This window comes from Vibrio sp. TH_r3 (assembly GCF_033101115.1).
Lineage (GTDB): Bacteria > Pseudomonadota > Gammaproteobacteria > Enterobacterales > Vibrionaceae > Vibrio.
The window spans coordinates 129759-155748 of the sequence record NZ_JAWMPW010000006.1 but is presented as its reverse complement, the minus strand read 5'-3'; the positions used below and the strand labels follow the sequence as shown (position 1 = coordinate 155748).

The following is a 25990-nucleotide window of genomic DNA, read 5'->3' as shown; positions in this document are numbered from 1 at the left end:
TCTAGACTAACGAATTCTATAACACTGGCATGTTTAACCAAAGCAAACTGTTTTTTACCAGAGTATCTTTCAGGAGTTATCGTCATGGCTAAAATTTGCGTTAAGTTTATTGTTTCAGGCCTTGTTCAAGGAGTTGGGTTTAGGTTTCATACATGCCATGAAGGTAATAAAAGAGGGTTAACAGGCTATGCACGAAACTTGGAGAACGGTGATGTTGAAGTAGTCGCTTGTGGAGCGCAGGGGGCTATAGACTCACTAGAACAATGGTTGAGGCTAGGGCCTAGAACATCCAGTGTACAACATGTGGCCTCACAGCCGATAGAATTTAAAGCATATCAGAGCTTTCAAATTTTATATTGATAGTAATATCATTGTGCAATGATTTAACCATCAGATGAGTTTACAAACATTTTGCAGGCTTAGGTAAACCAGCTAGTTTAGTTGCTTGTTTGGCAGGTCCTTTTCTAAACAAAGTAAATAAATATTTGCTATTACCTTTTTCTGGACCATGTTCTTTTGCCATCGCTTTAACAAGCATTCTTATCGCTGGAGAAGTATTAAACTCTTCATAAAATTTTCGTACAAAATAGATCACTTCTAAGTGAGCTTCAGTTAATTCTATACCTTCTTGTTCGGCTAAAGTGGCCACCATACCGCTTTCCCATTCAGAAAAATTAAGTAAGTAACCTTCATTATCGGTCTGGATTTGTTTTCCGTTATATTCAAACATTATTTTTTAGACTTATTTTTGTGGAATCAAGTTGCATTTAATTGGGCCTAAGATACCGTTTTTCTTACCAATAAAAAAGCCCAGACAATTATCTGGGCTTAGTAAAAGCAAATTTATTTAGTTGATTTGCATTTAGTCGTCGTTCATAAAGCCTAGAATGCTTAGAAGACTAATAAACAAGTTATATATAGATACGTATAAGGTAACGGTTGCAGAAATATAATTAGTTTCGCCACCACGTATAATTTGTTGGGTCGTCAACAAAATTGCACCGGTTGAGAACAGGATAAACATACCGCTCATTGCCAAATAAAGAGCCGGCATTTGTAGGAATATGTTGGCAACCATAGCAATAAGAATAACAACGAAACCGGCCATCATCATGCCATTCAAGAATGATAAGTCACGTTTAGTTGTTAATGCGTAAGCAGAAGCACCCATAAAGGCAAGTGCAGTGCCCCCAAGAGCGGTGACTACTACATCACCCATACCTGCGCCAATATAGGCACTTAAGATTGGACCGATGGTATAACCTAAGAAACCGGTAAACAGAAAGGTAAACACAAGCCCCATACTATTATTACGGTTCTTTTCTGTTAGAAAAAGTAGGCCATAGAAACCAACTAGCATTATAATTAAACCTGGACGCGGTAATGCGAGTGCCATTGAGGTTGCGGCAACAATCGCTGACCACACTAATGTCAGAGACAGTAGAAAATAGGTATTACGTAATACTTTGTTTGTTTGAATAACACTTTGTTGCGTTGTAGACGAACGCGACGCTAATGGACTGTTCATAATCTTCCTCAAAGGTAACTGACTAATTAGTTATTTAGTCTATATCTTGGGATAAAAGTTTCAACTTTCAACCCTTGGCATAATTAAGTATATAAAAAAACGCGTTAAATTATAAAGATAGTCTTATTCTAGATGTAACAAATTGTAAATTATGCCTCTTATCTGGTTAGTTTTTATTAACTAATCTTTGTTGCGAATAATAACAAAACATGAATTGCATGCTAAGTCGCTATCTGATCGTTTGATCACAAGAGCAAATTGTAAGAACTTGAGTGTGGTTAATATATAGTGACAATGTACATGTCCAAATTAAACATTTGAGTTCCGTGCCATAGGAGTAGCTTATATATCGTTAGGCACTTCATTTCATTTGCTACACTGTAGTTAAATCAAGTTGTGAATATATAACGACAGGAGCAAATGTATGAAATTCATACAACTGGCTTTGTTCTCTTTATGTGTAAGTTTCTTTTCTTATGCCTCAAGCCCAAAACAACCATATGCACATACTATTTATATCGGTGGTGATATTATTACCGTGAATGATGAAGTTCCAATGGCGGAAGCATTAGCTGAAATTAATGGCCGTATTCTAGCTGTTGGAAAAGCGTCCGAAATATTGAAGCTTCGTAATGACGACACCAGATTGATTGACCTAAAAGGAAATACCCTCATTCCTGGTTTCATCGATGGACATGGTCATGTTTTTAACACTGGGATTCAAGCGCTTTCTGCTAACTTATTAGCCGCTCCAGATGGTAAGGTGAACAGTATTCCAGCATTACAAGACGAGTTAAAGTCTTGGGGATCTGAGCAGGAAAATAGTCACCATGGGATTATCCTAGGTTTTGGTTATGATAATTCTCAATTAATAGAGCAAAGACATCCAACTCGCCAAGAATTAGATATGGTTTCAAAAGAGATACCCGTTCTTATCATTCATCAATCAGGGCACTTGGCTACTTTAAATACAAGAGCACTGCAACTCGCGGGGTTCACAGAAGAGAGCAAAGATCCAGATGGAGGAAAAATACGTCGTGAACCAGACGGAAAAACACCAAATGGTGTGTTAGAAGAAACCGCTTTTTTTTCTACACTGTTGCCACTGTTAGCAAAGCTTGATAAAAAACAAAATGAAATAATTTTAGAGGCAGGTATAAAGCTATATTCAAGCTTTGGTTATACAACAGCTCAGGAAGGGCGAGCTTCGGTTTCTGCGGTAAAAACGATGTTTAACCTAGCTCAACAACGTAAGCTTTTAATTGATGTAGCGGCTTATCCTGATATTCAAATTGCACAAGAGGTGATTAAACCACCTTACCTTTCAAGTCAATATAATAAAGGGTTTAGAGTAGCAGGGGCGAAACTTAACCTTGATGGTTCGCCACAAGGAAAAACAGCTTGGTTAACCAAACCCTACGCAATCCCACCTATAGGGCAAACTCCAGATTACAGGGGCTATCCAAGCATGAGTGATGAAAAGGCAGCTGAGTATATCGAGTTAGCCCATACTCAAGGTTGGCAACTATTAACTCACGTTAACGGAGATGCAGCCATTGATCAACTACTTAAGGGAATTGAAGCAAGTGAAAGCAGGCATGGGAAGCCAGATAGAGGATTTATTGCTATTCATGCTCAAACAGCACGTAAAGACCAAGTAGAGTCGTTTAAGCGTTTAGGTGTCTTCCCGTCTTTTTTTCCTATGCATACTTTTTATTGGGGGGATTGGCACATGGATTCAGTCCTAGGAAGTAAGCGTGCTCAAAACATTTCACCAACTGGATGGGCTCGTGATCTGGAAATGATCTACACTTCCCATCATGATTCTCCGGTCGCATTACCCAACTCTATGCGTGTTTACTCTGCAACAGTTAATCGCATTAGTCGCACAGGAAGAGTTTTGGGGCCAAAGCAAAAAGTGTCAGCCATGGATGGTCTTAAAGCTCAAACGTTGTGGGCGGCTTATCAATATAAAGAAGAAAAAAATAAGGGTTCTCTTGAAGTGGGTAAACTAGCCGATTTTGCAATTTTGTCTGACAATCCATTAAAAGTCGTGCCAGAAACGTTGGCAGATATAATAATATTAGAGACGATCAAGGAAGGTAAAACTGTCTATAGATACGACGAAAAGTTAAATACCACTGAGGCTAAAGGTTGCATCGATTCTGTACGCTGCCAAGCCATAGCAACAACAGCAATGATATCTGCAGGCTTAGTCCATCACTCTCATTAGCTTGTAGTGAATTTTTGCGGTAGGGATAATTATTTATACGTCCAAATAAAAGAGGCGACCATGGTCGCCTCTTTTATCGTTAGATTTTATTTACTCTTGATCTAGTGGCTTAAAATCTGACTTAAGAAGTTTTGTGTGCGGTCTGACTGCGGATTATCAAAGAATTCAATTGGGTTGTTTTCTTCTATGATCTCTCCTGCATCCATGAAAATAACTCTATCAGCTACTTCTTTAGCAAATCCCATTTCATGAGTCACACAAAGCATGGTCATACCTTCGTCTGCTAGCTCTACCATAACATCGAGTACTTCTCTTACCATTTCTGGGTCGAGTGCAGATGTTGGCTCATCAAACAACATGATTTGCGGGTTCATACAAAGTGAACGAGCAATGGCTACACGTTGCTGTTGGCCGCCTGATAATTGCCCTGGATATTTGTCAGCTTGATCGGGGATTTTTACGCGTTCAAGGTATTTCATTGCAATTTCTTCTGCTTCCTCTTTAGGCATTTTCTTCACCCAAATAGGCGCTAGAGTACAGTTTTCTAACACAGTAAGATGTGGGAATAGGTTAAAGTGTTGAAAACACATTCCTACTTCTCGACGAACCGCTTCGATATTTTTTAAATCTTCAGTCAGTTCGTTACCTGCAACAATTATTTTACCTTGCTGATGCTCCTCTAGACGGTTAATACAACGAATCATCGTTGATTTTCCTGAGCCAGATGGGCCACAGATAACAATTTTCTCACCTTTTTTAACTTTTAGGTTAATGTCTTTCAGTACGTGAAAATCGCCGTACCATTTGTTCATTTTTTTTAGTTTGATTACATAATCTTCTTGCTGCGTCATAATACGTCCTTGAATCTTTAGCTATCGTTTGTGGCCGGTATGTAGTTTGTTTTCAAGATATATCGAATATCTCGACATACTGAAGCAAAATACCCAGAACACTAACGCGACAAATACATAACTTTCTTTAGAAAAACCAAGCCATTCAGGGTCATTGTTGGCTGATTGACCAATACCGAGAACATCAAACATACCGATAATTAACACTAGGCTAGTATCTTTGAATAAGCCGATAAATGTGTTCACAATTGAAGGAATGGTGATTTTAAGTGCTTGTGGAAGCACAATCAAACCCACTTTCTTCCAGTAACCCAAGCCTAAAGCGTCTGCGGCTTCATATTGTCCTTTCGGAATAGCTTGCAAACCACCACGAATAACTTCCGCCATATAAGCTGAGCTAAAGAGTACCACACCGATGAGGGCACGGATTAATTTATCTGTCTCTGAACCTTGAGCAAGAAACAGTGGCAGCATTACCGATGCCATAAAGAGAACGGTAATCAGTGGGACACCACGCCATATCTCGATATAAACAGTACAAATACTGCGAATGATTGGCATGTCTGAACGACGTCCAAGTGCAAGCACAATACCAATTGGCAGCGATACAACAATACCTACTAGCGCGATGATTAGTGTAACAAGCAAGCCACCCCATTTATGAGTATCAACAACCTCTAATCCAAACATTCCGCCATAAAGTAAACCAGCGATGATAAACGGATAAATACTGACGAAAAACATCCATATCCATGTGCGTTTTGGCGTTTTTTCGTAGACAAGTAGCCCAATAAAAATTGCTAGCGTTGCATAGAATAGGCGAGGGCGCCATAGTTGATCACTTGGGTAAAATCCATACATGAATTGATCCCAACGTACACTAATAAATACCCAACATGCGCCATCTTTAGAACAGGCTTCTCGTGTTGTACCTACCCAATCAGCATTAATAAATGCCCATTGAATAATGCCTGAAAGCAGGTTGAAAATTAAGTAAGCCAATACAAAGGTTAAAACTGTATTAATTGGCCCATTAAATAAGTTCTTTCTTACCCAACCAACAATACCAACAGTATTTGCCGGTGGCGGCAGACTTTCTTGAAATTGATGTACTTTCATATTACCTCTCCACCAATGCTACTTTACGGTTGTATATATTCATTAAGGCTGACGTTAATAAACTTAGCGTTAAATAAACCCCCATTGTCATGGCAATAATTTCTATCGCTTGACCGGTTTGATTCAATGTTGTTCCTGCAAAAACCGACACTAAATCCGGATAACCGATAGCCATTGCTAATGATGAGTTTTTAGTTAGGTTCAAATATTGGCTGGTAAGTGGTGGAATAATTATTCGTAATGCTTGTGGTATAACAACAAGTTTAAGTGTTTTGTTGCGTGGCAAACCAAGCGACATCGCCGCTTCAGATTGTCCGTGGTTAACTGCATTTATACCTGAACGAACAATTTCCGCTATAAAAGACGCGGTGTAAATACTTAGGGCGAAAAGCAGTGCCCCAAGTTCTGGAAGGATACTAACTCCACCTCTGAAATTGAAACCTTTTAGTACAGGGTAATCTCCAGAAATAGGAGAGCCAGTTAGGAAGTAGACAACCATTGGAATAACAACGCATAGGGTAATACCAATACGCCACATAGGTGTTTGTTGCCCAGTGATTTTTTGTCGGTTTTTACCCCAAATGTTAATAATAACAGTGAATACAATACCAAAAATTATTGATGCGATTACGAAGTTACTACCGGCTTCAAATACAGGTGCCGGGAAATAAAGTCCACGAACATTTAAGAATATTGCTTCACCTAAACTGATACTTTGTCTAGGAGACGGCAGTGCTTGCAATACAGCGAAATACCAAAAGAATATCTGTAACAATAGTGGGATATTTCGAAATGTTTCTATATATACTGCGGCTAATCGACTGACTAACCAGTTTGACGATAGACGAGCAATACCAACCGTAAATCCAAGTATCGTTGCGAAAGCGATACCAAGAACGGAAACTAATGCCGTATTCAAAAGCCCGACGAGAAACGTACGGCCATAAGAAAAGGTTTCGTCATATTCCACAAGTGTCAAGCCAATCCCAAAGCCTGCTTCTTGATCTAGGAAACCAAAACCAGTTGCTATGCCTCGAGCGTCGAGGTTGGTTAAGGCATTATTTACGATAGTATAAAAGAAATATACGAGAGCAGCGATTGCGACGATCTGGAAAACGACAGATCGGAAAGTGGGATTATACAGCAGGTTTGCGCTTTTTGGTGTCGGAGCGTCCGAATCCTGCGCTATTGTAGTGTTAGGCTTCATACAGCTATTAACCTCTAAATCCATATAACAAAGGGCGGCCTAAACCGCCCTTATTCAACTATTAATTCTTAAACAGTGAATTAACGAATTGGTGGAGCATACATAAAGCCGCCTGCATTCCATAGTGCGTTAACACCACGAGAGATTTGCAGAGGAGAGCCCGTACCTACAGTACGTTCGAAACTTTCACCGTAGTTACCAACTTGTTTGATGATTTGATAACCCCAATCGTCTGCAATACCTAGACCTTTACCTTTAGGGCCATCTACACCAAGAATACGTTTAACGTTTGGATCAGATGACTTAAGCATTTCGTCAGCGTTAGTTGACGTGATGCCGTACTCTTCAGCATTAATCATTGCATTTAGAGTCCATTTTGCAATGTTTAGCCATTGGTCGTCGCCTTGACGAACAACAGGGCCTAGAGGCTCTTTAGAGATGATTTCTGGTAAAACTACAGCAGAAGAAGGTTCAGCAAGGTTCAAGCGAAGCGCGTACAGACCAGATTGGTCAGTTGTTAGAACATCACAACGGCCAGAGTCGAAACCTGAAGAAGTTTGAGCTGCAGTATCAAATACCACTGGGCTATAAGACATGCTGTTGTTACGGAAGTAGTCAGCTAAGTTAAGCTCTGTTGTAGTACCAGATTGTACACAAACAGAAGCTCCGTCTAATTCTTTAACACTGGTTAGGCCAAGTTCTTTCTTAACCATGAAACCTTGACCGTCGTAATAGTTTACGCCAGCGAAGTTCAAACCAAGAGCAGTATCACGATGAAGAGTCCAAGTTGTATTACGACTTAGAACGTCAATTTCACCAGATTGAAGAGCAGTAAAGCGCTCTTTAGCAGTTAAAGGTACGTATTTAACTTTAGTTTTATCACCTAACACAGCAGCTGCGATGGCTTGACAGTATTCTACATCAATACCTTCCCATTCACCTTTTGAGTTAGGGTTAGAAAATCCTGGTAGACCGGTTGATACACCACAAGTAACAAAGCCTTGAGCTTTGACTTTCTCTAAAGTACTTTCTGCAGCTGATGCTGAATTAGCCATTAAAGCAGTAGAAGCCGCTACGACTGAAGCAATAATTGTAAGTTTATTCGCCATTTGTATCCTTCCTGTATAATCCATATTGAACCAGGTGACACCTGATACAGTTCTTTATATGTTATGTTATATGCCTAGCTTTATTTGCTAATGCAGTTAGAACATTATTTACATCCGTTTGTAGGTCAAAAATTCCATTAATTAATGATTTAAAAAGTATAGCTCAAAAAATTTAATTAACCGTACGATGTTTAGAATGACGAAATGTTACGTGTTTGTAAATAGTGCAACAGTGCACAACTATGGTGATTTAGAGTGATTTGTAGTAAAAAAGATGTGCTACTGGTTTAAAGTGTTTTTATTGTGCTAATAATTAGAGCATTCAACTGGTATGATGTATAAATTTGACAGTAAATAGTTATTTTTGTGCACAATATGTTACTTTGAAGCACCAACTTGGATACCTGTGCCAATTTAGTGATATCTATTAAAAAAGGATCTATATGCAGTACTTTCCACTTTTTCTCGATTTAAACAATAAGCCAGTTCTTGTTGTAGGGGGCGGGGATGTCGCTAGTCGCAAGGTGGACGCCTTGTTACGCGCTAACGCTCGTGTCACGGTCGTCTCACCAGAAGTTTCAAGTTATTTGAAAGATTGCGCAGATAAACAATTGTTAGTTTGGGTTCAGTCTCAATACAGAGATGATTACACTGAAGATTACATTCAAGTGTGGGCTACGACCAATAATCCTGATTTGAATTACAAAGTGCATAAAGATGCAAAAAAACGAGGAATTTTAGTTAATGTGGTCGACGACAAACCGTATTGTGATTTCATTACGCCTTCCATGATTAATCGTGGAAAAGTACAAATTGCTATTTCGAGTGGAGGTGCATCTCCAGTACTGATCCGTAACCTTAGAGAAAAAATAGAAAGCGTTTTACCTCAGAATACCGGCTTACTCACTGACTTTGCCTCGAGTAAACGGACTGACATAAAAAAAACCTATCAAACAGTCGATGAAAGGCGTCGTTTTTGGGAGGATTTTTTTGCTAACCCGGAAGTCGAACTAACTGAAAATATAGAAGATTTAGAAGCAATTTATACCGCATACTTGCAAAATTGTTACAACATGACAGTGTCACGTTTTTGGGTTGAGTTTGGTGAAAATGTAGAGCTACTTTCTATTAGAACGTTACGTATCATGCAGCAAAGCGAATTAGTCTTATATCCTGAGACGTGCCCATATCCGTTTATTGACCTTTGTCGTAGAGATGCCGAACGATTTACCTATAGTGATAACGATCATTTAGGTCAGATATTGGATAAACACGTTGATTCAGATCTGAAGAAAGTTTGCATATTTATTCCAAAAAACAAACTAAGTGAAAGTCAGACCATGGCAAAAATGGCATTGGCAGACACGTTGTTGAGAATTGTTGATTAACGGTCTAGAAAGAAAAGCAAAAGCCACATCAATAGATGATATGTGGCTTATGCAATAAAGTTAATCTCTAAAATTTTCGAATTGAAATGGTTGACCTAGTTCAGAACTTTTGATCAACGCCATGACACTTTGTAAGTCATCTCTTTTTTTACCAGTAACTCGGACTTTATCACCTTGAATAGATGCTTGAACTTTGATTTTTGCATCTTTAATGGTTTTAACCACTTTTTTGGCGACTGATGTTTCAATTCCTTGCTTAAATGCAACGTCTTGATACCAATTTTTCCCAGAGTGGACTGAAGGTTTGGTTTCCATCGATTCTGCATCAACCCCTCGTTTAGCTAAGTTACCACGCAAAATGTCCATCATTTGCCTAAGTTGAAAATCATCTTGGGCGGTGAGTTTTACTGTGTCGTCTTTTATATCAAAACTAGCGTCAACGTTCCGAAAATCAAATCGAGTTGAAAGTTCTCTATTTGCATTGTCAACTGAATTACGCAGTTCAACGCTGTCGACTTCGGAGATAATATCAAACGAAGGCATAAGTTAGGCTCCTTGTGGTTTATTTTTAATCGCGTTAGCAAGCATGTCCAACATTGTTTCGGTGTCACTCCAGCTTAAACATGGGTCGGTAATCGATTGACCATAAACCAGATTATTTAGGTCTGTCATCGATTGGTTTCCCTCTAAAATAAAGCTTTCGGCCATAATACCCGCAATCGCTGTACTTCCTGACAGAATCTGTTGGCAGATGTCTTCTGCTACATCTAGTTGTTTTTTATGTTGTTTTTGACAGTTTGCATGGCTAAAGTCGACCACGAGTTTTTCTGGTAAACCAACTTGTTGTAGTTTATCACAAGCTTGTTTGACTGAAGTAGCATCGAAGTTCGGTCCTTGATCGCCACCACGAAGAATAACATGTCCAAATGGGTTGCCACTGGTGCGGTAGACGGTCATTCGACCATTTTTATCTGGTGAATAAAAATAATGACTTGCTTTCGATGCTCTAATTGCATCAATCGCGATTTTTACATTACCATTGGTGCCATTTTTAAAACCGACAGGGCAAGACAATGCTGATGCCATTTCTCTGTGGATTTGAGATTCGGTTGTACGTGCGCCAATTGCACCCCAAGTAATAAGATCAGCAATATACTGACCGGTAATCATATCTAAAAACTCAGTAGCAGTGGCGAGGCCGAGCTTGTTGATATCTAACAATAGTTTACGTGCTTTTGCCAATCCGGCTTCTAAAGCATAAGATCCATCGAGGTTGGGATCGGTAATTAAGCCTTTCCAACCTACAATGGTTCGAGGTTTTTCAAAATAAGTCCGCATGACGATGAATAGCTCATTGTCATATTGGCTCTGAAGGCGAGTTAAACGCTCTGCATAATCTAGTGCTGCATCAGTATCGTGAATGGAACACGGTCCAACAATGACGAGTAGACGGTGATCTTGTCCACTGAGAATATTTTCAATTTGTCTGCGAGAATGTGCAATCCGCTCTGCCACATCATCGGTAAGAGGATATGAATTTACAAGTTCAGCAGGAGTTGGCATTGGACCTATAGCTTGAGTTCTCAATTCGTCGGTTTTTAATGGCATCTTTGCGCCTATAATCAGTATTATATCGAGCGCTAAAGATAGCGGAAATGAAGGTAGGAATAAACTGCCAATCGAAAACTTGTGTTGAAAAATATTGCAATTGAAGCGTTTATTGATATTTATTGGTGTAATTTGCAGTTTTAACTTGAGTTAAATTGTGTTGAATTGTATTTTCGTGACAATAGTAATTGTTTAACTAATGGAGCAGTAATGAGTAACGCAGGTCAAGGTGCCATTCTTTCAGATATCGAAGTTGTTAATGCGCTTCCTTCTTACGCTGACTTGGTCGATTCTGATCAGTTGTACGTTTCTTTGGGTGACTTGATAATGGAGCATGTGTTTTATCATCCTGCAATTAAAGTTGACTCATTGTCGGAAAAGGATAGCGAAACGTTAAAAGCGATACTTGATGGGCAACCGCTCAAAGAGCATTTTGTTTCTACGCTTTGTTCTAAGATAAAAGATTCTATTACACCCAAGCATCAGATTATCCGTGTTTGTTTGAGTCATATGGATAGCTACACCTTTGCGTCTCTTTTAGGTGGTGAATGTGAAAATAGCGAAGTGAACCCGACAATGGGTTTACGAGGTGTTGCTCGTTATGCTTCAGAACTTTATAGCGAGGCGTTTGCTTTAGAGTGTGATGTGGTGAAACAGTTACGTGCTGAAGGCTATAATATTGAAGTTGTGGTTCCGTTTGTTAGAAAGTTGAGTGATGCGGCAACGATAATCGATAAGCTAGCAGAACAAGGCTTGCCTAGAGGGTTAAATGGTTTCCGCCTGCTTTATTCTTGTGATGTTCCTTCTTCTATTCTTCTTGCCGATAAAATCATTCAGTATTTTGATGGGGTAGTGATTAACCTAGAAAATATTGCTCAGTTTACATTAGGACTTGATAATAAAAATGAATCACTAGAGTACGCATTTGATATGCAGAGTGAAGCTATTTCATTGTTATTGGTGCAAATGGTGAAATTAGTTAATAAAGCGAATAAACCGTACTTAGTGTTATGTCCTTACTTGTCTCAGTTACCGTTATTACAAGAAACAATGACCGAACTTAAGAACATGAAAGTCGCCATTACTGCATAGAGTGCTATTTCAGTAGCAATTTTGTAACATAAATTTGACAATGTTTGTTGGTGCCGCTTAACTGGTCTAATCAGTTGTTATAGTGGCGCCTTTTATGTTATCACCTCTCTCAAAAGCAAATCTTTATCTCAATATATTTTCATTTACTAAAGTCCCTCTGATCTGGTTATGCAGACCAAAAATAATAGTAATGAATGATGAAAAAGTGATTGTCAAAATACCTTTAAAAAGAAGGACTAAAAACCATTTAAATAGTATGTACTTTGGTGCACTTGCGATTGGAGCAGATGTGGCGGGTGGTTTTTTAGCGATGAGTAAGGCTCAGCAAAGCGGCTATACTATTTCACTAGCGTTTAAAGATGTGGAAGCTCAGTTTATTAAGAGACCTGAAGGAGATGTACTATTTAGTTGTGACGATGGAAAACGGGTTGATGAGATGTTAGAAGAAGCGATTAAATCAGGTGAACGAGTCAATAAAACGGTTAAAATAAAGGTAACTTGTCCATCTATTAATGAACATGAGTTAATGGCTTGGTTTAAGTTGACGTTATCGATAAAAGTGATCAATAGACATAACACCGAGTCATAAAAGACACCATCACGTTAAATAGACCCCATTGATGGCCGAATGTGACAAGAAACTAATAACAACGTGAACTTATCTAGCGTATAATCCGCGGTTGGTTAGATATAGGAACAAATTGATGATTAAAGTTGGTCAGATAAACGAGCTAGAAATAGTAAAAATAGAAGATTTTGGTCTTTTTCTGGATGCAGAAGATTACGGAAGTGTCATGCTACCAAAGCGTGAAGTTCCAGAAGGGTTAAACTTTGGCCCAGAGATTATTGGCCAGCAGATTAAGGTATTTTTATATTTCGATTCAGAACGCCAGTTAACTGCCACTTGCGATACACCGATTGCACAAGTCGGAGAATTTGGTTTAATGAATGTGGTTGGGGTAAATAATACCGGTGCGTTCGTTGATTGGGGTATTGATAAAAAAGATCTTTTGGTTCCTTTTAGTGAGCAACGATCTCGTTTTAACGAAGGGCAAAAAATCTTAGTTTATGTGTACACTGACAAAGCATCCGGTCGGATTGTTGGTACCACCAAGTTCAATAAGATACTCGATAAAGTTCCTGCACAATATTCGCTTAACCAAGCGGTTGATTTAATTATTGCTGAGCGAAGTGAACTTGGCTATAAAGCTATTATTAACGGCCTACACTGGGGAATGATTTTTCCTTCCGACGTATTCGGAAAGCTGTTTATTGGTAAACGAGTAAAAGGTTTTATAAAAAATATCAGAGATGATGGCAAAATCGATTTGTCATTGCAAAAAGTTGGTGTTGCGAAAATGGATGATTTAAGTGAAAAAATTGTCGATCTACTGCGGAAGAAAGAGGGTTATTTGCCTTTAAACGATAAGTCGACACCAGACGCTATATTTTCTGTATTTAGAACCAGTAAAGGTACGTTTAAGAAAAGTATTGGCGGTTTATATAAAAAGGGCATTATTGTTATCGAAAAAGAAGGCATCCGCTTAGTTGATTAAATTATGCATCTAACAGACACAATCTGTCAAAAAAGCCCCAAATTATAGTTAGTTTGGGGCTTTTTGTTTAGATATTAGGCGGTAGTATAAATTGGATTATAAGTACTAATAACTTATTAATTAACCACTAGTTAAAATAAGTTATTATCTCTGACTAGTTCTCTTGGTAAGCCATTTTTGATTCGATTTCCTACCCATTTGCCTATACCAATAATATCGTCACCATATTTAACAATCACTTCGCCGGTACCTGACAAGTTGTCGGGGCGTACATCTCGTCCCATGTACCATTCTCTGGCGTCATTGATTTCAAGACTGACGGTATTTTTTTCTTGACCAGTAGCAAGTGCGATTACCGCTTCGTGCTGCCATCGATAACCCTTTTTATGACGCTCGGCGAGTTTTATTCCCATGCGAGAAAATCGAATTTCTCCTAACATGTTTTCTAATGAATTAGGAAATAACCAGATTTCTTTTTCACGAACCCAAATGCTACTAGAATCTGGTAGTCTCAATTCCAGTGTATCAAATAGCGATTTAGTTACGCCGTCACTTTCTTTTTGGTTTGCTTTAGTAAAAGGAAACTTGCCTAAGCGCTTTTTCACTTTTGGTGTGTCGACCGACCCGATTTTTCGTATTTTGGCAACAAAGAAACCCTCACTATCATAGATTTGGGGGTAAACATGTAAAAAACCATCTTGAGTAATGGCTTGGCTCGCATTATCGAATAAGTTATCCAGCGGCTCAAATACAACATTATCGGCAAACGTTTCTGCTAAGTGATGACAAACTTGTTCATTTTCTTCGTGATTGAGCGTACAGGTTGAGTAAACCAAAATCCCACCAGGTTTTAAAGCAAAAAAAGCGCTTTCGATTAACTCTTTTTGAGTGTGTGCTATTTCCAGAGTCGAGATTTTACTCCAGTTTTTCATTGCATCCGGATCTTTACGAATTGTACCTTCACCAGAGCAGGGCGCATCTAACAATATCGCGTCAAATTGTTCTGGCAGCCAACCACCGAATACTCGACCGTCAAAATTAGTTAACGCCGCATTTCGTACGCCACAACGTTGAATATTTGAATGCAGTATTTTAACTCGACTCGCTGAGAACTCATTAGCTACCACTGTCCCGTTATTGTCCATGGCCGCAGAAAGTTGGGTAGTCTTTGAACCGGGTGCAGCTGCCATGTCTAGCACAGTAATAAACCCACCTTGCTGCCCTTTAAATAGAGCACTAACCGGCAACATTGAACTGGCTTCTTGAATATAAAATAGCCCTGCCATATGTTCTGCTGTATTGCCTAATCTACCGTGTTCTGTATCGGGTCGTTGTAACCAAAAGCCCGTATCACACCAAGGTATAGAGGTAAGCTTCCATCCTTTTCTCTCTGCTCTATAGATAAAATCTTGTACAGATATCTTTAACGTATTTACTCGGATGCTTCTGCGCAAAGGTTTTTGACAAGCTTCGATGAAGTCATTCATGTCCAAGTGAGACGGCATGATGGATTCGATTTGCTCTAAAAACTGTTGCGGAAGTTCAATATTGGCGTGCACAAAGGTATCTCGGTAAGGTAGTGGAGGTTAATTCTAACTAAAATTGTGCGTATATAAAAACGAAATGCAGCTTTTATACTGCATTTCGTCAGTGGGGCGGAAGATAACTCACTAATAACAAAGTAAGTTATGGTTTTGGAATAGCCGTTCGCCATTCCCGCCATTCTGGTTGTAACTCTGGGTGTAAAATAAAAGCTTGTTCTGGTTGGGCTGGTGGTAATAGTTGCTTTTCTTGTGGGGTAGCAAAGGCAATTCCACCGCGAAGCAGGTTATCAACTGTACTCGATTTTATCTGCGCACCAGATAAACCTATCGAAATATCCAGTCCTGACACATTCCAAAATACACTGTTTTCTCGTACTAAATAGGCATATTCAGCTTTTATTTCAATACTTGTCACTACTCTATCGGCAAACGTTCCTAGCTGCACATTGGTAACTTTTCCGACCTCTATATCGCGATAGAATACTGGCGCACCAACCGTGACTGACCGACGATGTTGGCTTTGTAGAGTAAACGACACTCCTGACGTTTCAATGGCTGAAGAGTGTAACGGAAATTGAGTGGCATGTTCGCCATTTCCTGGTTGAACGTTGATATAGCTAGCAATAATAGAATCTAAATTTTTCACACCATCGAAACTGATTTGTGGTGAAACAGTCCAAAAGTAGCTACCTGTTACCGCTAATTTATCAGCGTATTCAGGAAAAATACGAGCACTGATATTGGTTGTACTGTTAGTAAAATCAGGAGTAAGTAGAAGTACTTCACCCACGGTTACGCCTTGAAATTTGATCGCAGAGCCAGCTTTTACTGTGACCGTATCAGAAGAGAGTAACGAAATAGTGCTTCCGTACTTTGCCGCTTGCTCATAGTCATCATAGAGACGCCAGTACGCACCAGATTTATTTTCGACACCTGATAGATTATCAAAGGCGATCCCACCTTGAAGTAAACTTTTGAGTGGTGCCGCTTTGATGCTTACTCCACTTAAGTCTGCTTGCACTTCTACACCAGAACGGTTCCAAAATACGGTTTGTTCAGAGAGCAAGTGTTTGTATTTATTATCTATAGCGACGGTAATCTCGACACCATTTGTGGTGAGAGAGTAGTCTTGTACTTTACCCACTTCAAGGTTGCGGTATAACAGTGGACTCCCTTTAGATACTGAGGGTAGTTGGCTAGCAAATAGTGTTATTTTGTATATGCCTGATTGCTCATAATCGGCGAGTTCAGCAAGAGATTGATTGGCAAATAAACGATAATCGCTATTAGCGTTATTGTCACCTTTACTAATAAAACTTATTGATCCCGCAAGTAACTGTTTCGCTGTTGGCAGTGAAATACTCACACCAGATTGAGTTAATTGAGCGTTAGCAGCGCTTGAGACAAAAAATCGATTGTTAGATTTAATAAGATGCTGATATTCATTGTCGATCAGTGCTTCAAAAGTAACTTGGTCTTTGACTAGATTGATTGCACTTATAGAGCCTACAGAGAAACCACGGTAAAGAATTTCTGTACCCACACTCAATCCATAGGAGTCATCTGATGTAAGGGATATAGAAGTAGAATGTTGTTTCTCTTTTAGTAATTCGTCTTTCGTAATGGCGGTAAAGTTTCGTGCTTGTTCGCCTTGGCCTGGAATCAGGGTTAGAAAATTACCCGTGACCAAATTAGATAAATTATCAAATTCGGTTAAGGATAAATTGGCCTCTTCTAACATAAAGCGCGTGCCACTATTCAAAGTGTCACTAAATGCTGGCTGAATTGCGGCTAATGCAACAATATCTTCACGCTCTTTATTCAAGGTTAAGTGAGTGATTTGGCCAATTTCTATGCCGCGATACATTATCGGAGCACCGCCCGCGGAAATGTTGTTTCCATCTGGCAAAGTAATGTGAATTGGGATACCACGACCTGCGGTCTTTAAATCAGGGTAAAGTCGAAATTGGGCTTTTTCTTCGACTGGTTCACCACCATCCGGAGAGTCTACTGCAATTGCTCCGGTTAAAAGAGCACTTAAACTTTCGAATTGCACATCAACACCATGAAAGCCAATTTGCGCACCTGCACCACTTACATTCCAAAAGCGACTTTTATTAGTTATGATATTTGCGTATTCGTTGTTTATATAAGCGTCGATAAGAACGGTTTTACCATCTGGTTCAAGTTTATAATTATACACCTCGCCAATTGGAATTTTTCGATAAACAATTTGTGACCCAATTGAAATAGAACCAAGATCATTTGATCTAAGTGTAATGTTTAATCCTTGATTAGCTTCTAAATCGGCAGGTCGACTTTCTAGTGCAATATATTTAGTTTGTAGTTCGTCGTCGTCATCTTGGTTTAACTCTTCGCCTGGTTGAATAGCAATGTAATTACCAGAAACTAACGCATCTAATCCAGAAATCCCAGAGATACTAGCTTTAGGTTTAACCAACCAAAAACGGGTGTTTTTACCCAGTAGTTGGGTTGCTTGAGGGTAAATATCGGCATCGACATAGATATTATCTAAATTAGAAGATAAAGAGATATCTCGAACCATACCAACTTCCAAGCCCTGATATTGAATAGTGGTGCGTCCTGCAATGAGCCCTTGAGCATCTGAGAAGTAGATTTGTACACGCTGTCCCGCGTCATTTATTGCTTTAATGACAAGCCATCCTGCTAACGCCAAGGTAATGATGGGCAATATCCACAGCGGTGATATGCCAAACTCTCTTTTTACATTTGGTTTGTATGTTTGTGATGTTGATTCAGTATTACTCATCTAATGTATCAAGTTCCTTGTTATTAATGCCAACCGAAATAGTTTGTTTCTGTTTATTGGCTAGCGAGCGTTTTAGGCTTTTAGTTAAAGATGTATGCGTCGCTGTTGGGTTGTCCCATATTAGTCGTGGATCAAAACTTTCTGTTGCTAACATAGTTAAAACGACAACAGCACCAAAAGCAACCGCGCCAAAACCAGGTGCAAAATTAAGGATTTGTCCTCTATCGACTAAGGTCATCATAATAGAAATTACAAACAGATCCATTACAGACCATTTTCCTATCCATTTAACAACAAAGTATATGAACATTCGCTGTTTCTTTAAAATACGCTGCTTACACTGAATGCTGATTAATATATAACCTAATCCGATAATTTTAGCGGCAGGAACAATGATACTGGCGACAAATATAATCAAAGCAATTCCATGCATATCTCTCACAATTAATGAGGCTACACCGGAAAAAATGGTATCTTCAACTCGTTGACCATTATTAAAAAAGATAGAAATGGGGATAACATTAGCAGGAATAGTAAACACCGCTGCAGCAATCAGTAATGCCCATGTTTTCTGTATCGAATAAGGTTTACGGTGATAAAGTACAGAATGGCAACGAAGACATTTTTGTGCTTCAGGCTGAGATAAATGGCAGTGACTACAATGCACCACTTTGTCAGATACATGGAAACTTGTATCGCTTTTCCAGGCTTGCCAATAACGTTTTACGCTCACTCTCGATATGAGTAATAATGAAAAAAGCTGTAATAAAATGATGCCGTATAAACCGACTCCAACATAGATGTCCGAATAATCTTGTAGTTTAAAGCAAGAAATTGCCACACTAACCAAAAACACATCCAACATCATCCACTGTTTTAAAAAATGAACAGTGGAAAGAGCCTGTTTAAATGCAAAAAACCAACGCTTTCTTAATGCAGCATGAATAATAAGAACGCATACACTCACTAATAAAGGTGCAATTGAGCTACAAAATAAAATTAGTAGTCCCAGAGCAATAAATCCTTCTTCCATTAAGGTCAATGTACCTGAGGGAAGGGTAGCCGGAATCATCATTCCAATTAAACGAATGCTAATAAACGGGAAAAAGTGTGAAGGGACAAAGAGCAGTAGACAAGTTATTGCGATAGCAATGTTGCCGGTCAAATTGTTTTTACCACCACGATACAATTTTGTATTACAGCGAGGACAATAGGCTGTTTTTCCTGCTGGTAACGTTTCAACCGCCACAGGTAATTCACACCCTTTACATAATTGTGAGGGAGTCAGTTTATTGGTTGTATTGTCTGCTCTAGTGTATTGCATTGTTATTGTCCGAAGCAGAACAATTTACTGCTTATTATTTCTTTCATTGCTTGTTTGACCGTTGTTCTACCCTAAACTGTGATATTTTTAAATCTATCTATTTCAAAACTTAACTGTTGTAAGTAAATCAAGTTAACCGTACGAATGTACAGTAAAAGTACTTTAAAGTTTGCACTGTGCAAACATTACATAGTAAATTAAACGATTACGAGTAATCATAGACAAAAATTAACATCAACATATTGTTTAAGTTGCAATATAACGATCTTTAAGTGGTAAATATAAGTATGGAATTAAAAGATTACCAATCTTTGACTAAGCAAGCTATCGCCTTAATCGAAACAGAGAAGAACCTAATCGCCAATTTATCGAATCTTAGTGCGTTAATAAATGTAGAGTTGAAAGACGTTAATTGGGTCGGTTTTTATCTAATGGATGGTGACGAGCTGGTATTAGGCCCGTTTCAAGGTAAACCAGCTTGTATCCGTATCCCTCTAGGCAGAGGAGTGTGTGGTACTGCGGTTGCAACTAATCAAGTACAAAGAATACAAGATGTGCATGAGTTTGTTGGTCACATAGCTTGCGATGGGCAGACGAATTCTGAAATTGTTATTCCGTTTTCTATTGAAGGCAAAATTGCCGGTGTTTTAGATATCGATAGCCCTAAATTGTCGAGATTCAGCGAAATTGATGAGAAAGGCTTGGTTGATTTGATGAATAAAGTAGAAAAGGTGCTTAATTCGCAGGCTATTGAGGTATAAAAAGCTAATTGCCTGTGGTTTTTCATAAGCATGTCTTTATAATAGCCCAAATATTTATCAAATTTAGTTCGCGGGAAGGCCGCTCCAACCAGGAAACCTCATGGAAAACACTGAAAAGTTGAAAAACAGCAAAGAAGTTATCGCTTATGTTGCTGAATGTTTCCCTAAATGCTTTACTTTAGAAGGTGAAGCTAAACCACTTAAAATTGGTATCTTTCAAGATCTAGCAGAACGATTGAAAGACGACGGTAAAGTGAGTAAAACTCAGTTACGTGCAGCACTAAGACAGTACACGTCTTCATGGCGTTATCTTCATGGGATAAAACCAGGAGCAGTACGTGTTGATTTAGATGGTAATGCTTGTGGTGAGCTAGAAGAAGAGCATGTTGAACATGCAAAACAAGCACTTGCAGAGAGTAAAGCTCGAGTGCAAGAGCGCCGTAAAGAGCAAGCTAATAAAGCTCGTGAAGAAGGCAAAACTAAGGCTAAAGCAGCAGCACAGAAACGCAGTGCTAAACCTGCTAAACCACAACAGCAGAAACAAAAAAGCAAGCCCGTAATTGCAGAAACTCGTTCTCTAAACTCCGATGAAATGGCGGTTGGAAAAGACGTGAATGTAAATATGGGTAAAGGAAATATGGCTGCAACAATAGTCGAAATCAACAAGGATGATGTACGTGTTCGCCTGACCAATGGCCTTCAAATGGTTGTAAAAGTGGAGCACTTGCGCGCATAGAGGAGATTATCCTACGCATGAAATGCCGTTTAAAACTGACTTTGGTTGCCGCATGCATTAGCATCGCGGCTTCTGCTCAAGCTTTAGAATCAAAAATATCTAAAGATCAACTTCCAACTCTTGCGGCTGAAGTTCAGCATCAAACCGCAAGTAAACGAGTAACCTCTCGGTTTACTCGATCTCATTATAAACATTTCAGTTTAGATGATGATTTTTCTAAAGCGATGTTTGAACGCTATTTAGAAATGCTCGATTATAATCGTAATATTTTCACACAAGCTGATATTGAGTCTTTTTCTGATTGGTCTATTTTACTCGATGACCAGCTAAAAATAGGCGACAATCAAATTGCTTTTGATGTCTATAACCTATCTCTAGTTCGGAGATATGAACGTTACGTTTATGCCTTGTCGCTCCTTGATAAAGAAATTAGTTTTGATACTGATGAGTCTATTCAATTAGACCGTTCTGAAGCACCTTGGGCTAAAAATACCAGTGAACTGAATGAACTTTGGCGTAAGCGAGTAAAATATGATGCGCTGAGTTTGAAGTTAACAGACAAAGAATGGCCTGAAATTAAAGAGATGCTTGAAAAGCGTTATAACAATGCAATCAAACGTCTTACTCAATCTAAGAGTGAAGATGCGTTTCAGGTTTATATGAATGCTTTTGCTCGTCAAGTTGATCCTCACACTAGTTACTTATCGCCACGCAATGCAGAGCAATTTCAATCTGAAATGAGTTTGTCGTTGGAAGGAATAGGTGCAGTGCTCCAAATGACTGACGATTATACGGTTATTCGTTCTTTAGTTGCGGGTGGTCCGGCTTCAAAAAGTAAAGAGCTGAATGATGGCGATAGAATTATCGGCGTTGGGCAAGAAAATGCAGAAATGGTGGATGTAATTGGTTGGCGCCTAGATGACGTTGTGCAGCTAATTAAAGGACCGAAAGGCACCAAAGTTACTCTTAATATTCTTCCTGATGGAAAAACTAGTAAAAGTTACAATGTCACTATTGTTCGAGATAAAGTACGCTTGGAAGATAGGGCGGTTAAATCGGAAGTTGTAGAAAAAGATGGCAAAAAAATTGGTGTACTTGAAGTACCGAGTTTTTATGTTGGCTTATCTAAAGATACCGATAAATTAATCAAGCAACTTGAACAACAATCGGTTGATGGCATTATCGTCGATTTACGAAACAATGGTGGTGGCGCGTTAACTGAAGCGACGGCGCTTTCTGGTCTATTTATTAATAAAGGTCCAGTGGTTCAAGTGAGAGATAGCTATGGCCGTGTCAATGTAAACAGCGATACTGACAATGTATCAAGTTATGATGGTCCTATGACAGTATTGATCAACCGATATAGTGCGTCTGCATCGGAGATATTTGCTGCAGCTATGCAAGACTACGGTAGAGCGATCATCTTAGGAGAACAGACTTTCGGTAAGGGTACGGTTCAGCAACACCGTTCTTTGAATCATATTTATGATCTGTTTGATAAAGAATTAGGGTATGTTCAATATACTATTCAGAAGTTCTATCGTATTAATGGTGGTAGTACTCAGAATAAAGGTGTAGTGCCTGATATCGCTTATCCAACCGCTATTGATCCTGAAGATACTGGTGAAAGTGTAGAAGATAATGCGCTTCCATGGGATAGCATAGATAAAGCTGCATACAATGTTATTAAACAGCGCCAAGATCAAATCGCTCAGTTGGACAAATTACACCAAGCTAGAATTAGTACCGATAGAGAATTTGGCTTTATTGCTGAAGATATTGCCAAATACAAAGCAGAACAAGACGATAATATGTTGTCTTTGAATGAAAAAGTACGCGTTCAACAAATAGAAGACAGAGAAGTAAAACGTCTCGAACGTATTAATCAGCGTCAAGAAGCGATGGGTAAAGAACTATATAAATCTTTGGATGAAGTAGACAAAGATTATCAAGCGCCTGATGCCTATCTAGATGAATCCGTCGACATTATGGTCGATATGATTAACACGCTGAAAACCAGTTAACCAATTGGTCACCGAAAAAACGAGCGCAATGCTCGTTTTTTTCGGTTAACTGGAATTGAATGAAATATAAGATTTGGTTTATACCTTGTTAGAACAGATAAACTAGCAAGTTAAAGTTAAGGAAATATGATGTCGTCACAAAACCAAGCCCAGCCAGTAGCAAAATATCGTAAAGATTATCAATTACCTAGCCACAGTATCTCTAAAGTTAATCTTGAATTTGACCTTGCCGACAATGAAACCATTGTTACGGCTGTTTCCACCATTAAGCAAATGGGAGACAGCCATTCGCTTAGTTTAGATGGCGAGCAACTGACGCTACTCGAACTGCAAGTTGATGGCGTGGATTGGAATCAATATCAACAAATGGAAGGGAAATTGGTCATTAATGATTTACCGAACCAATTTGTTCTTACTGTTAAAACACAACTTGATCCCGAAGGAAACAGTGCGCTTGAAGGATTGTACAAATCCGATGGTGCCTTTTGTACACAATGTGAGGCGGAAGGATTTCGTCGTATTACCTATTATATGGATCGTCCTGATGTATTGGCAGTATTCACGACCAAAGTTATTGCGGACAAATCTTTGTATCCATTTTTATTGAGCAATGGTAATAAAGTGGCACAAGGTGATCTTGCGAACGGGAAGCACTGGGTTGAATGGCATGACCCTCACCCAAAACCTGCCTATCTTTTTGCTCTTGTAGCAGGTGACTTTGATGTTCTATCAGACAAATACACAACTAAGTCTGGTCGAGATGTGACGCTTGAAATATATGTCGATAAAGGCAATCTTGACCGTGCGAATCATGCCATGCTTTCTTTAAAGCGTTCGATGGAGTGGGACGAGAAACGTTTCGGTTTAGAATATGATTTAGATATTTATATGATTGTGGCGGTAGACTTTTTTAACATGGGTGCAATGGAGAATAAAGGCTTAAATGTCTTTAATTCAAAGTATGTATTAGCCAATGATCAGACGGCGACTGATAGCGATTATTTAGGTATTGAAGCGGTTATTGGTCACGAATACTTCCATAATTGGACAGGCAACAGAGTAACCTGTCGAGATTGGTTTCAATTGAGTTTGAAAGAAGGGTTAACGGTGTTTAGAGATCAAGAATTTTCATCTGATCTTGGATCCCGAGCAGTCAATCGAATTAACAATGTAAGAATTATCCGCGGGCCTCAGTTTGCCGAAGATGCTAGCCCAATGTCGCATCCAATAAGACCTGACAAAGTCATTGAAATGAATAATTTTTATACTTTAACTGTATATGAAAAGGGCAGTGAAGTTATACGAATGATGCATACGTTATTAGGCGAACAAGGTTTCCAAAAAGGAATGAAACTGTACTTTGAACGCCATGACGGTACCGCAGCTACTTGTGATGATTTTGTTGCATCAATGCAAGACGCAACGTCGGTAGACTTGTCTCAATTTAAACGTTGGTACAGTCAATCGGGAACTCCAACAATAAATGTTGATACAGAGTTTGATCCAGAGCGACAAACTTTTAGCCTCACTGTGATTCAATCTACTCCTTCAAGTCAAGAACAACCGGAAAAGTTGCCACTACATATTCCTTTGAATATTGAGTTGTATTCGCAGCAAGGTGAGATTATTCCACTTCAATGTGGCGGTAACCAAATTGGTAATGTGTTAGACATTAAACAAGCCAAGCAAAATTTTGTATTTGAAAATGTTACAGAAAAGCCAGTAATTTCATTACTTAGAGAGTTTTCCGCTCCCGTAAAATTGGTCTATGGCTATTCCGATGATGAATTAATGTTTTTGATGGTACATGCATCGAATGACTTTGCTCGTTGGGATGCAGGACAGATGTTGCTTGCTAAGTACATCAAAGCTAACGTCGAAAACCAACAAAAAGGACAACCATTTTTACTTCCAGAAGCGGTCATCGACGCATTTAGAGGGGTATTGTTAAATTCAGATCTTGATCCTGCATTTATCGCTGAAATGCTGTCGTTGCCGAGTCAGAATGAAGTAGCTGGCTGGTTCAAACCGATAGACGTCGATGCAATCGCCTCAGTTTTACATTCAACTAAGGTGTTGCTGGCTGAAAGTTTGCAAGATGAATTTAATGCACTATACGCCACGTTACATCAAAATGAATATTCAATCGAACATCCTGCTATTGCTAAACGTGCGCTTAGAAATATTTGCTTAGGTTACTTAGCTTATTTAGCAGAAGGAAATGAGCTTGTCTCTAAACATTACCTCGCTGCTAATAATATGACCGATACAGTGGCCGCATTAACTGCTGCTAATTTGGCACAACTTAACTGCCGTGCGAATCTCATGACTGATTTCAGTAATAAATGGAGTGATGATGGCTTAGTAATGGATAAATGGTTTACATTACAAGGTACTAATCCGGCAGATAATGCATTGGATATGATAAAACAAACAATGAATCATGTTGCTTTTAGCTTGAAAAACCCGAATAGAATTCGTAGTTTATTAGGCGCTTTTTTCAATGCGAATCCAGTTCATTTCCATGCAAAGGATGGTTCAGGTTATCGGTTTATTGGTGAAATTTTAACTGAATTAAACAGTAGTAATCCACAAGTAGCATCACGGCTTATTGACCCACTTTTAAAGTATCGTAATTACGATCAAGCGCGTCAGGTCTTAATGCATGCAGAGTTAGAACAGCTATCTAAAATGGACAATCTGGCTAAAGATTTATTTGAAAAAGTAACTAAAGCATTAGAGTCTTAATAAGACAATATCAGCCTATATAAGGTACTCTGTAAACCATCGTTTTCAGAGTATCTTGGCTAGATATTTTATACATTGATAGTAAAGATTAAGGATTTGACCAGAATCAAATGAATCATTATACCTTTCGCTTAGATATTCCTTATCACGTGTTTTTACAACATTATTCTGGTAGTGCAAGTAGCGTTATGGTTTATACGGAGCAAGGCTTAAATTTACAAATTCCTGCCGCAAGAATGAGACCTTTTCTAACTCAAATAGGGATTAGAGGACGATTTCGCTTAACCACCGATACTGATAACAAATTCATCCAACTAGAAGCTTTGTAGAAGTGTTAAATTTCAGTAGCTTAAATCTGCTATCTCTCACAA

At 38.9% G+C, this 25990-nt stretch carries 22 protein-coding genes; 11 read left to right on the top strand and 11 right to left on the bottom strand.

From position 1 onward, the window contains the following. Positions 1-84: 84 nt before the first annotated feature. Entirely contained in the window at positions 85-360 is a 276-nt protein-coding gene (yccX, locus tag R3X26_RS08235) for an acylphosphatase (RefSeq protein ID WP_317716786.1), read from the top strand. 40 nt (positions 361-400) lie between these two features. On the opposite strand, the gene R3X26_RS08230 is transcribed toward yccX, so the two are convergent. Both R3X26_RS08230 and R3X26_RS08225 read right to left on the bottom strand, forming a co-directional pair. Next, positions 401-730, bottom strand: coding sequence for a TusE/DsrC/DsvC family sulfur relay protein (locus tag R3X26_RS08230; protein ID WP_317716785.1), 330 nt, complete (start codon positions 728-730; stop codon positions 401-403). Positions 731-862: 132 nt separating this feature from the next. Then, positions 863-1528, bottom strand: coding sequence for a Bax inhibitor-1 family protein (locus R3X26_RS08225; RefSeq protein ID WP_317716783.1), 666 nt, complete (start codon positions 1526-1528; stop codon positions 863-865). 424 nt (positions 1529-1952) lie between these two features. On the opposite strand from R3X26_RS08225, the gene R3X26_RS08220 reads away from it, so the two are divergent. Then, entirely contained in the window at positions 1953-3761 is a 1809-nt protein-coding gene (locus tag R3X26_RS08220) for an amidohydrolase (protein WP_317716781.1), read from the top strand. A gap of 101 nt (positions 3762-3862) precedes the next feature. Here the strand turns inward: R3X26_RS08220 and R3X26_RS08215 are convergent, their stop codons facing one another. The 4 genes from R3X26_RS08215 to R3X26_RS08200 all read right to left on the bottom strand — a co-directional run bounded on the left by R3X26_RS08215 (position 3863) and on the right by R3X26_RS08200 (position 8047). Next, a complete protein-coding gene (locus tag R3X26_RS08215; RefSeq protein ID WP_317716779.1) occupies positions 3863-4612 on the bottom strand; it encodes an amino acid ABC transporter ATP-binding protein in 750 nt (249 codons plus the stop codon). A gap of 21 nt (positions 4613-4633) precedes the next feature. Beyond that, on the bottom strand, positions 4634-5731 hold the full coding sequence (locus R3X26_RS08210; protein ID WP_317716777.1) for an amino acid ABC transporter permease: 1098 nt from the start codon (positions 5729-5731) through the stop codon (positions 4634-4636). 1 nt (position 5732) lies between these two features. Beyond that, entirely contained in the window at positions 5733-6938 is a 1206-nt protein-coding gene (locus tag R3X26_RS08205) for an amino acid ABC transporter permease (protein WP_317716776.1), read from the bottom strand. A gap of 80 nt (positions 6939-7018) precedes the next feature. Next, positions 7019-8047, bottom strand: coding sequence for an amino acid ABC transporter substrate-binding protein (locus R3X26_RS08200; protein ID WP_317716774.1), 1029 nt, complete (start codon positions 8045-8047; stop codon positions 7019-7021). A 443-nt stretch (positions 8048-8490) separates the two neighbouring features. On the opposite strand from R3X26_RS08200, the gene R3X26_RS08195 reads away from it, so the two are divergent. Next, entirely contained in the window at positions 8491-9435 is a 945-nt protein-coding gene (locus R3X26_RS08195; protein WP_317716772.1) for a bifunctional precorrin-2 dehydrogenase/sirohydrochlorin ferrochelatase, read from the top strand. 60 nt (positions 9436-9495) lie between these two features. Here the strand turns inward: R3X26_RS08195 and R3X26_RS08190 are convergent, their stop codons facing one another. Both R3X26_RS08190 and R3X26_RS08185 read right to left on the bottom strand, forming a co-directional pair. Further along, entirely contained in the window at positions 9496-9978 is a 483-nt protein-coding gene (locus R3X26_RS08190) for a YajQ family cyclic di-GMP-binding protein (protein ID WP_317716771.1), read from the bottom strand. A gap of 3 nt (positions 9979-9981) precedes the next feature. Then, on the bottom strand, positions 9982-11043 hold the full coding sequence (locus R3X26_RS08185) for a 3-deoxy-7-phosphoheptulonate synthase (protein WP_317716770.1): 1062 nt from the start codon (positions 11041-11043) through the stop codon (positions 9982-9984). Between the two features lie 210 nt (positions 11044-11253). Between R3X26_RS08185 and R3X26_RS08180 the strand changes: the two genes are divergently transcribed. The 3 genes from R3X26_RS08180 (at position 11254) to R3X26_RS08170 (ending at position 13691) form a co-directional block, all read left to right on the top strand. Next, complete coding sequence (locus R3X26_RS08180; protein ID WP_317716768.1) at positions 11254-12135, top strand: putative PEP-binding protein; 882 nt, start codon at positions 11254-11256, stop codon at positions 12133-12135. 94 nt (positions 12136-12229) lie between these two features. Then, positions 12230-12724, top strand: a complete 495-nt coding sequence (locus tag R3X26_RS08175) for a PaaI family thioesterase (protein ID WP_317716766.1) — start codon at positions 12230-12232, stop codon at positions 12722-12724. A 115-nt stretch (positions 12725-12839) separates the two neighbouring features. After that, positions 12840-13691: a S1 RNA-binding domain-containing protein gene (locus R3X26_RS08170; protein WP_317716765.1), complete on the top strand. Its 852-nt coding sequence runs from the start codon at positions 12840-12842 to the stop codon at positions 13689-13691. Positions 13692-13822: 131 nt separating this feature from the next. Here R3X26_RS08170 and rsmF read toward each other — a convergent pair whose 3' ends face one another. From rsmF to R3X26_RS08155, 3 genes are all read right to left on the bottom strand, one after another. Then, positions 13823-15250: a 16S rRNA (cytosine(1407)-C(5))-methyltransferase RsmF gene (gene rsmF, locus R3X26_RS08165; RefSeq protein ID WP_317716764.1), complete on the bottom strand. Its 1428-nt coding sequence runs from the start codon at positions 15248-15250 to the stop codon at positions 13823-13825. A gap of 127 nt (positions 15251-15377) precedes the next feature. After that, positions 15378-18026, bottom strand: coding sequence for an MlaD family protein (locus tag R3X26_RS08160; RefSeq protein WP_317716762.1), 2649 nt, complete (start codon positions 18024-18026; stop codon positions 15378-15380). Next, positions 18019-19350: a paraquat-inducible protein A gene (locus R3X26_RS08155; protein ID WP_317716760.1), complete on the bottom strand. Its 1332-nt coding sequence runs from the start codon at positions 19348-19350 to the stop codon at positions 18019-18021. The genes R3X26_RS08160 and R3X26_RS08155 overlap by 8 nt, the downstream gene beginning before the upstream one ends. Before the next feature lie 287 nt (positions 19351-19637). Between R3X26_RS08155 and R3X26_RS08150 the strand changes: the two genes are divergently transcribed. From R3X26_RS08150 to R3X26_RS08130, 5 genes are all read left to right on the top strand, one after another. Then, positions 19638-20111, top strand: coding sequence for a GAF domain-containing protein (locus R3X26_RS08150; RefSeq protein ID WP_317716759.1), 474 nt, complete (start codon positions 19638-19640; stop codon positions 20109-20111). A gap of 100 nt (positions 20112-20211) precedes the next feature. After that, a complete protein-coding gene (proQ, locus tag R3X26_RS08145) occupies positions 20212-20847 on the top strand; it encodes an RNA chaperone ProQ (RefSeq protein WP_317716757.1) in 636 nt (211 codons plus the stop codon). 17 nt (positions 20848-20864) lie between these two features. After that, positions 20865-22871, top strand: coding sequence for a carboxy terminal-processing peptidase (prc, locus tag R3X26_RS08140; protein ID WP_317716755.1), 2007 nt, complete (start codon positions 20865-20867; stop codon positions 22869-22871). Between the two features lie 129 nt (positions 22872-23000). Continuing rightward, positions 23001-25619: an aminopeptidase N gene (pepN, locus tag R3X26_RS08135; protein WP_411572405.1), complete on the top strand. Its 2619-nt coding sequence runs from the start codon at positions 23001-23003 to the stop codon at positions 25617-25619. Positions 25620-25729: 110 nt separating this feature from the next. Then, entirely contained in the window at positions 25730-25948 is a 219-nt protein-coding gene (locus R3X26_RS08130) for a DUF2835 domain-containing protein (protein WP_317716752.1), read from the top strand. Positions 25949-25990: the final 42 nt, after the last annotated feature.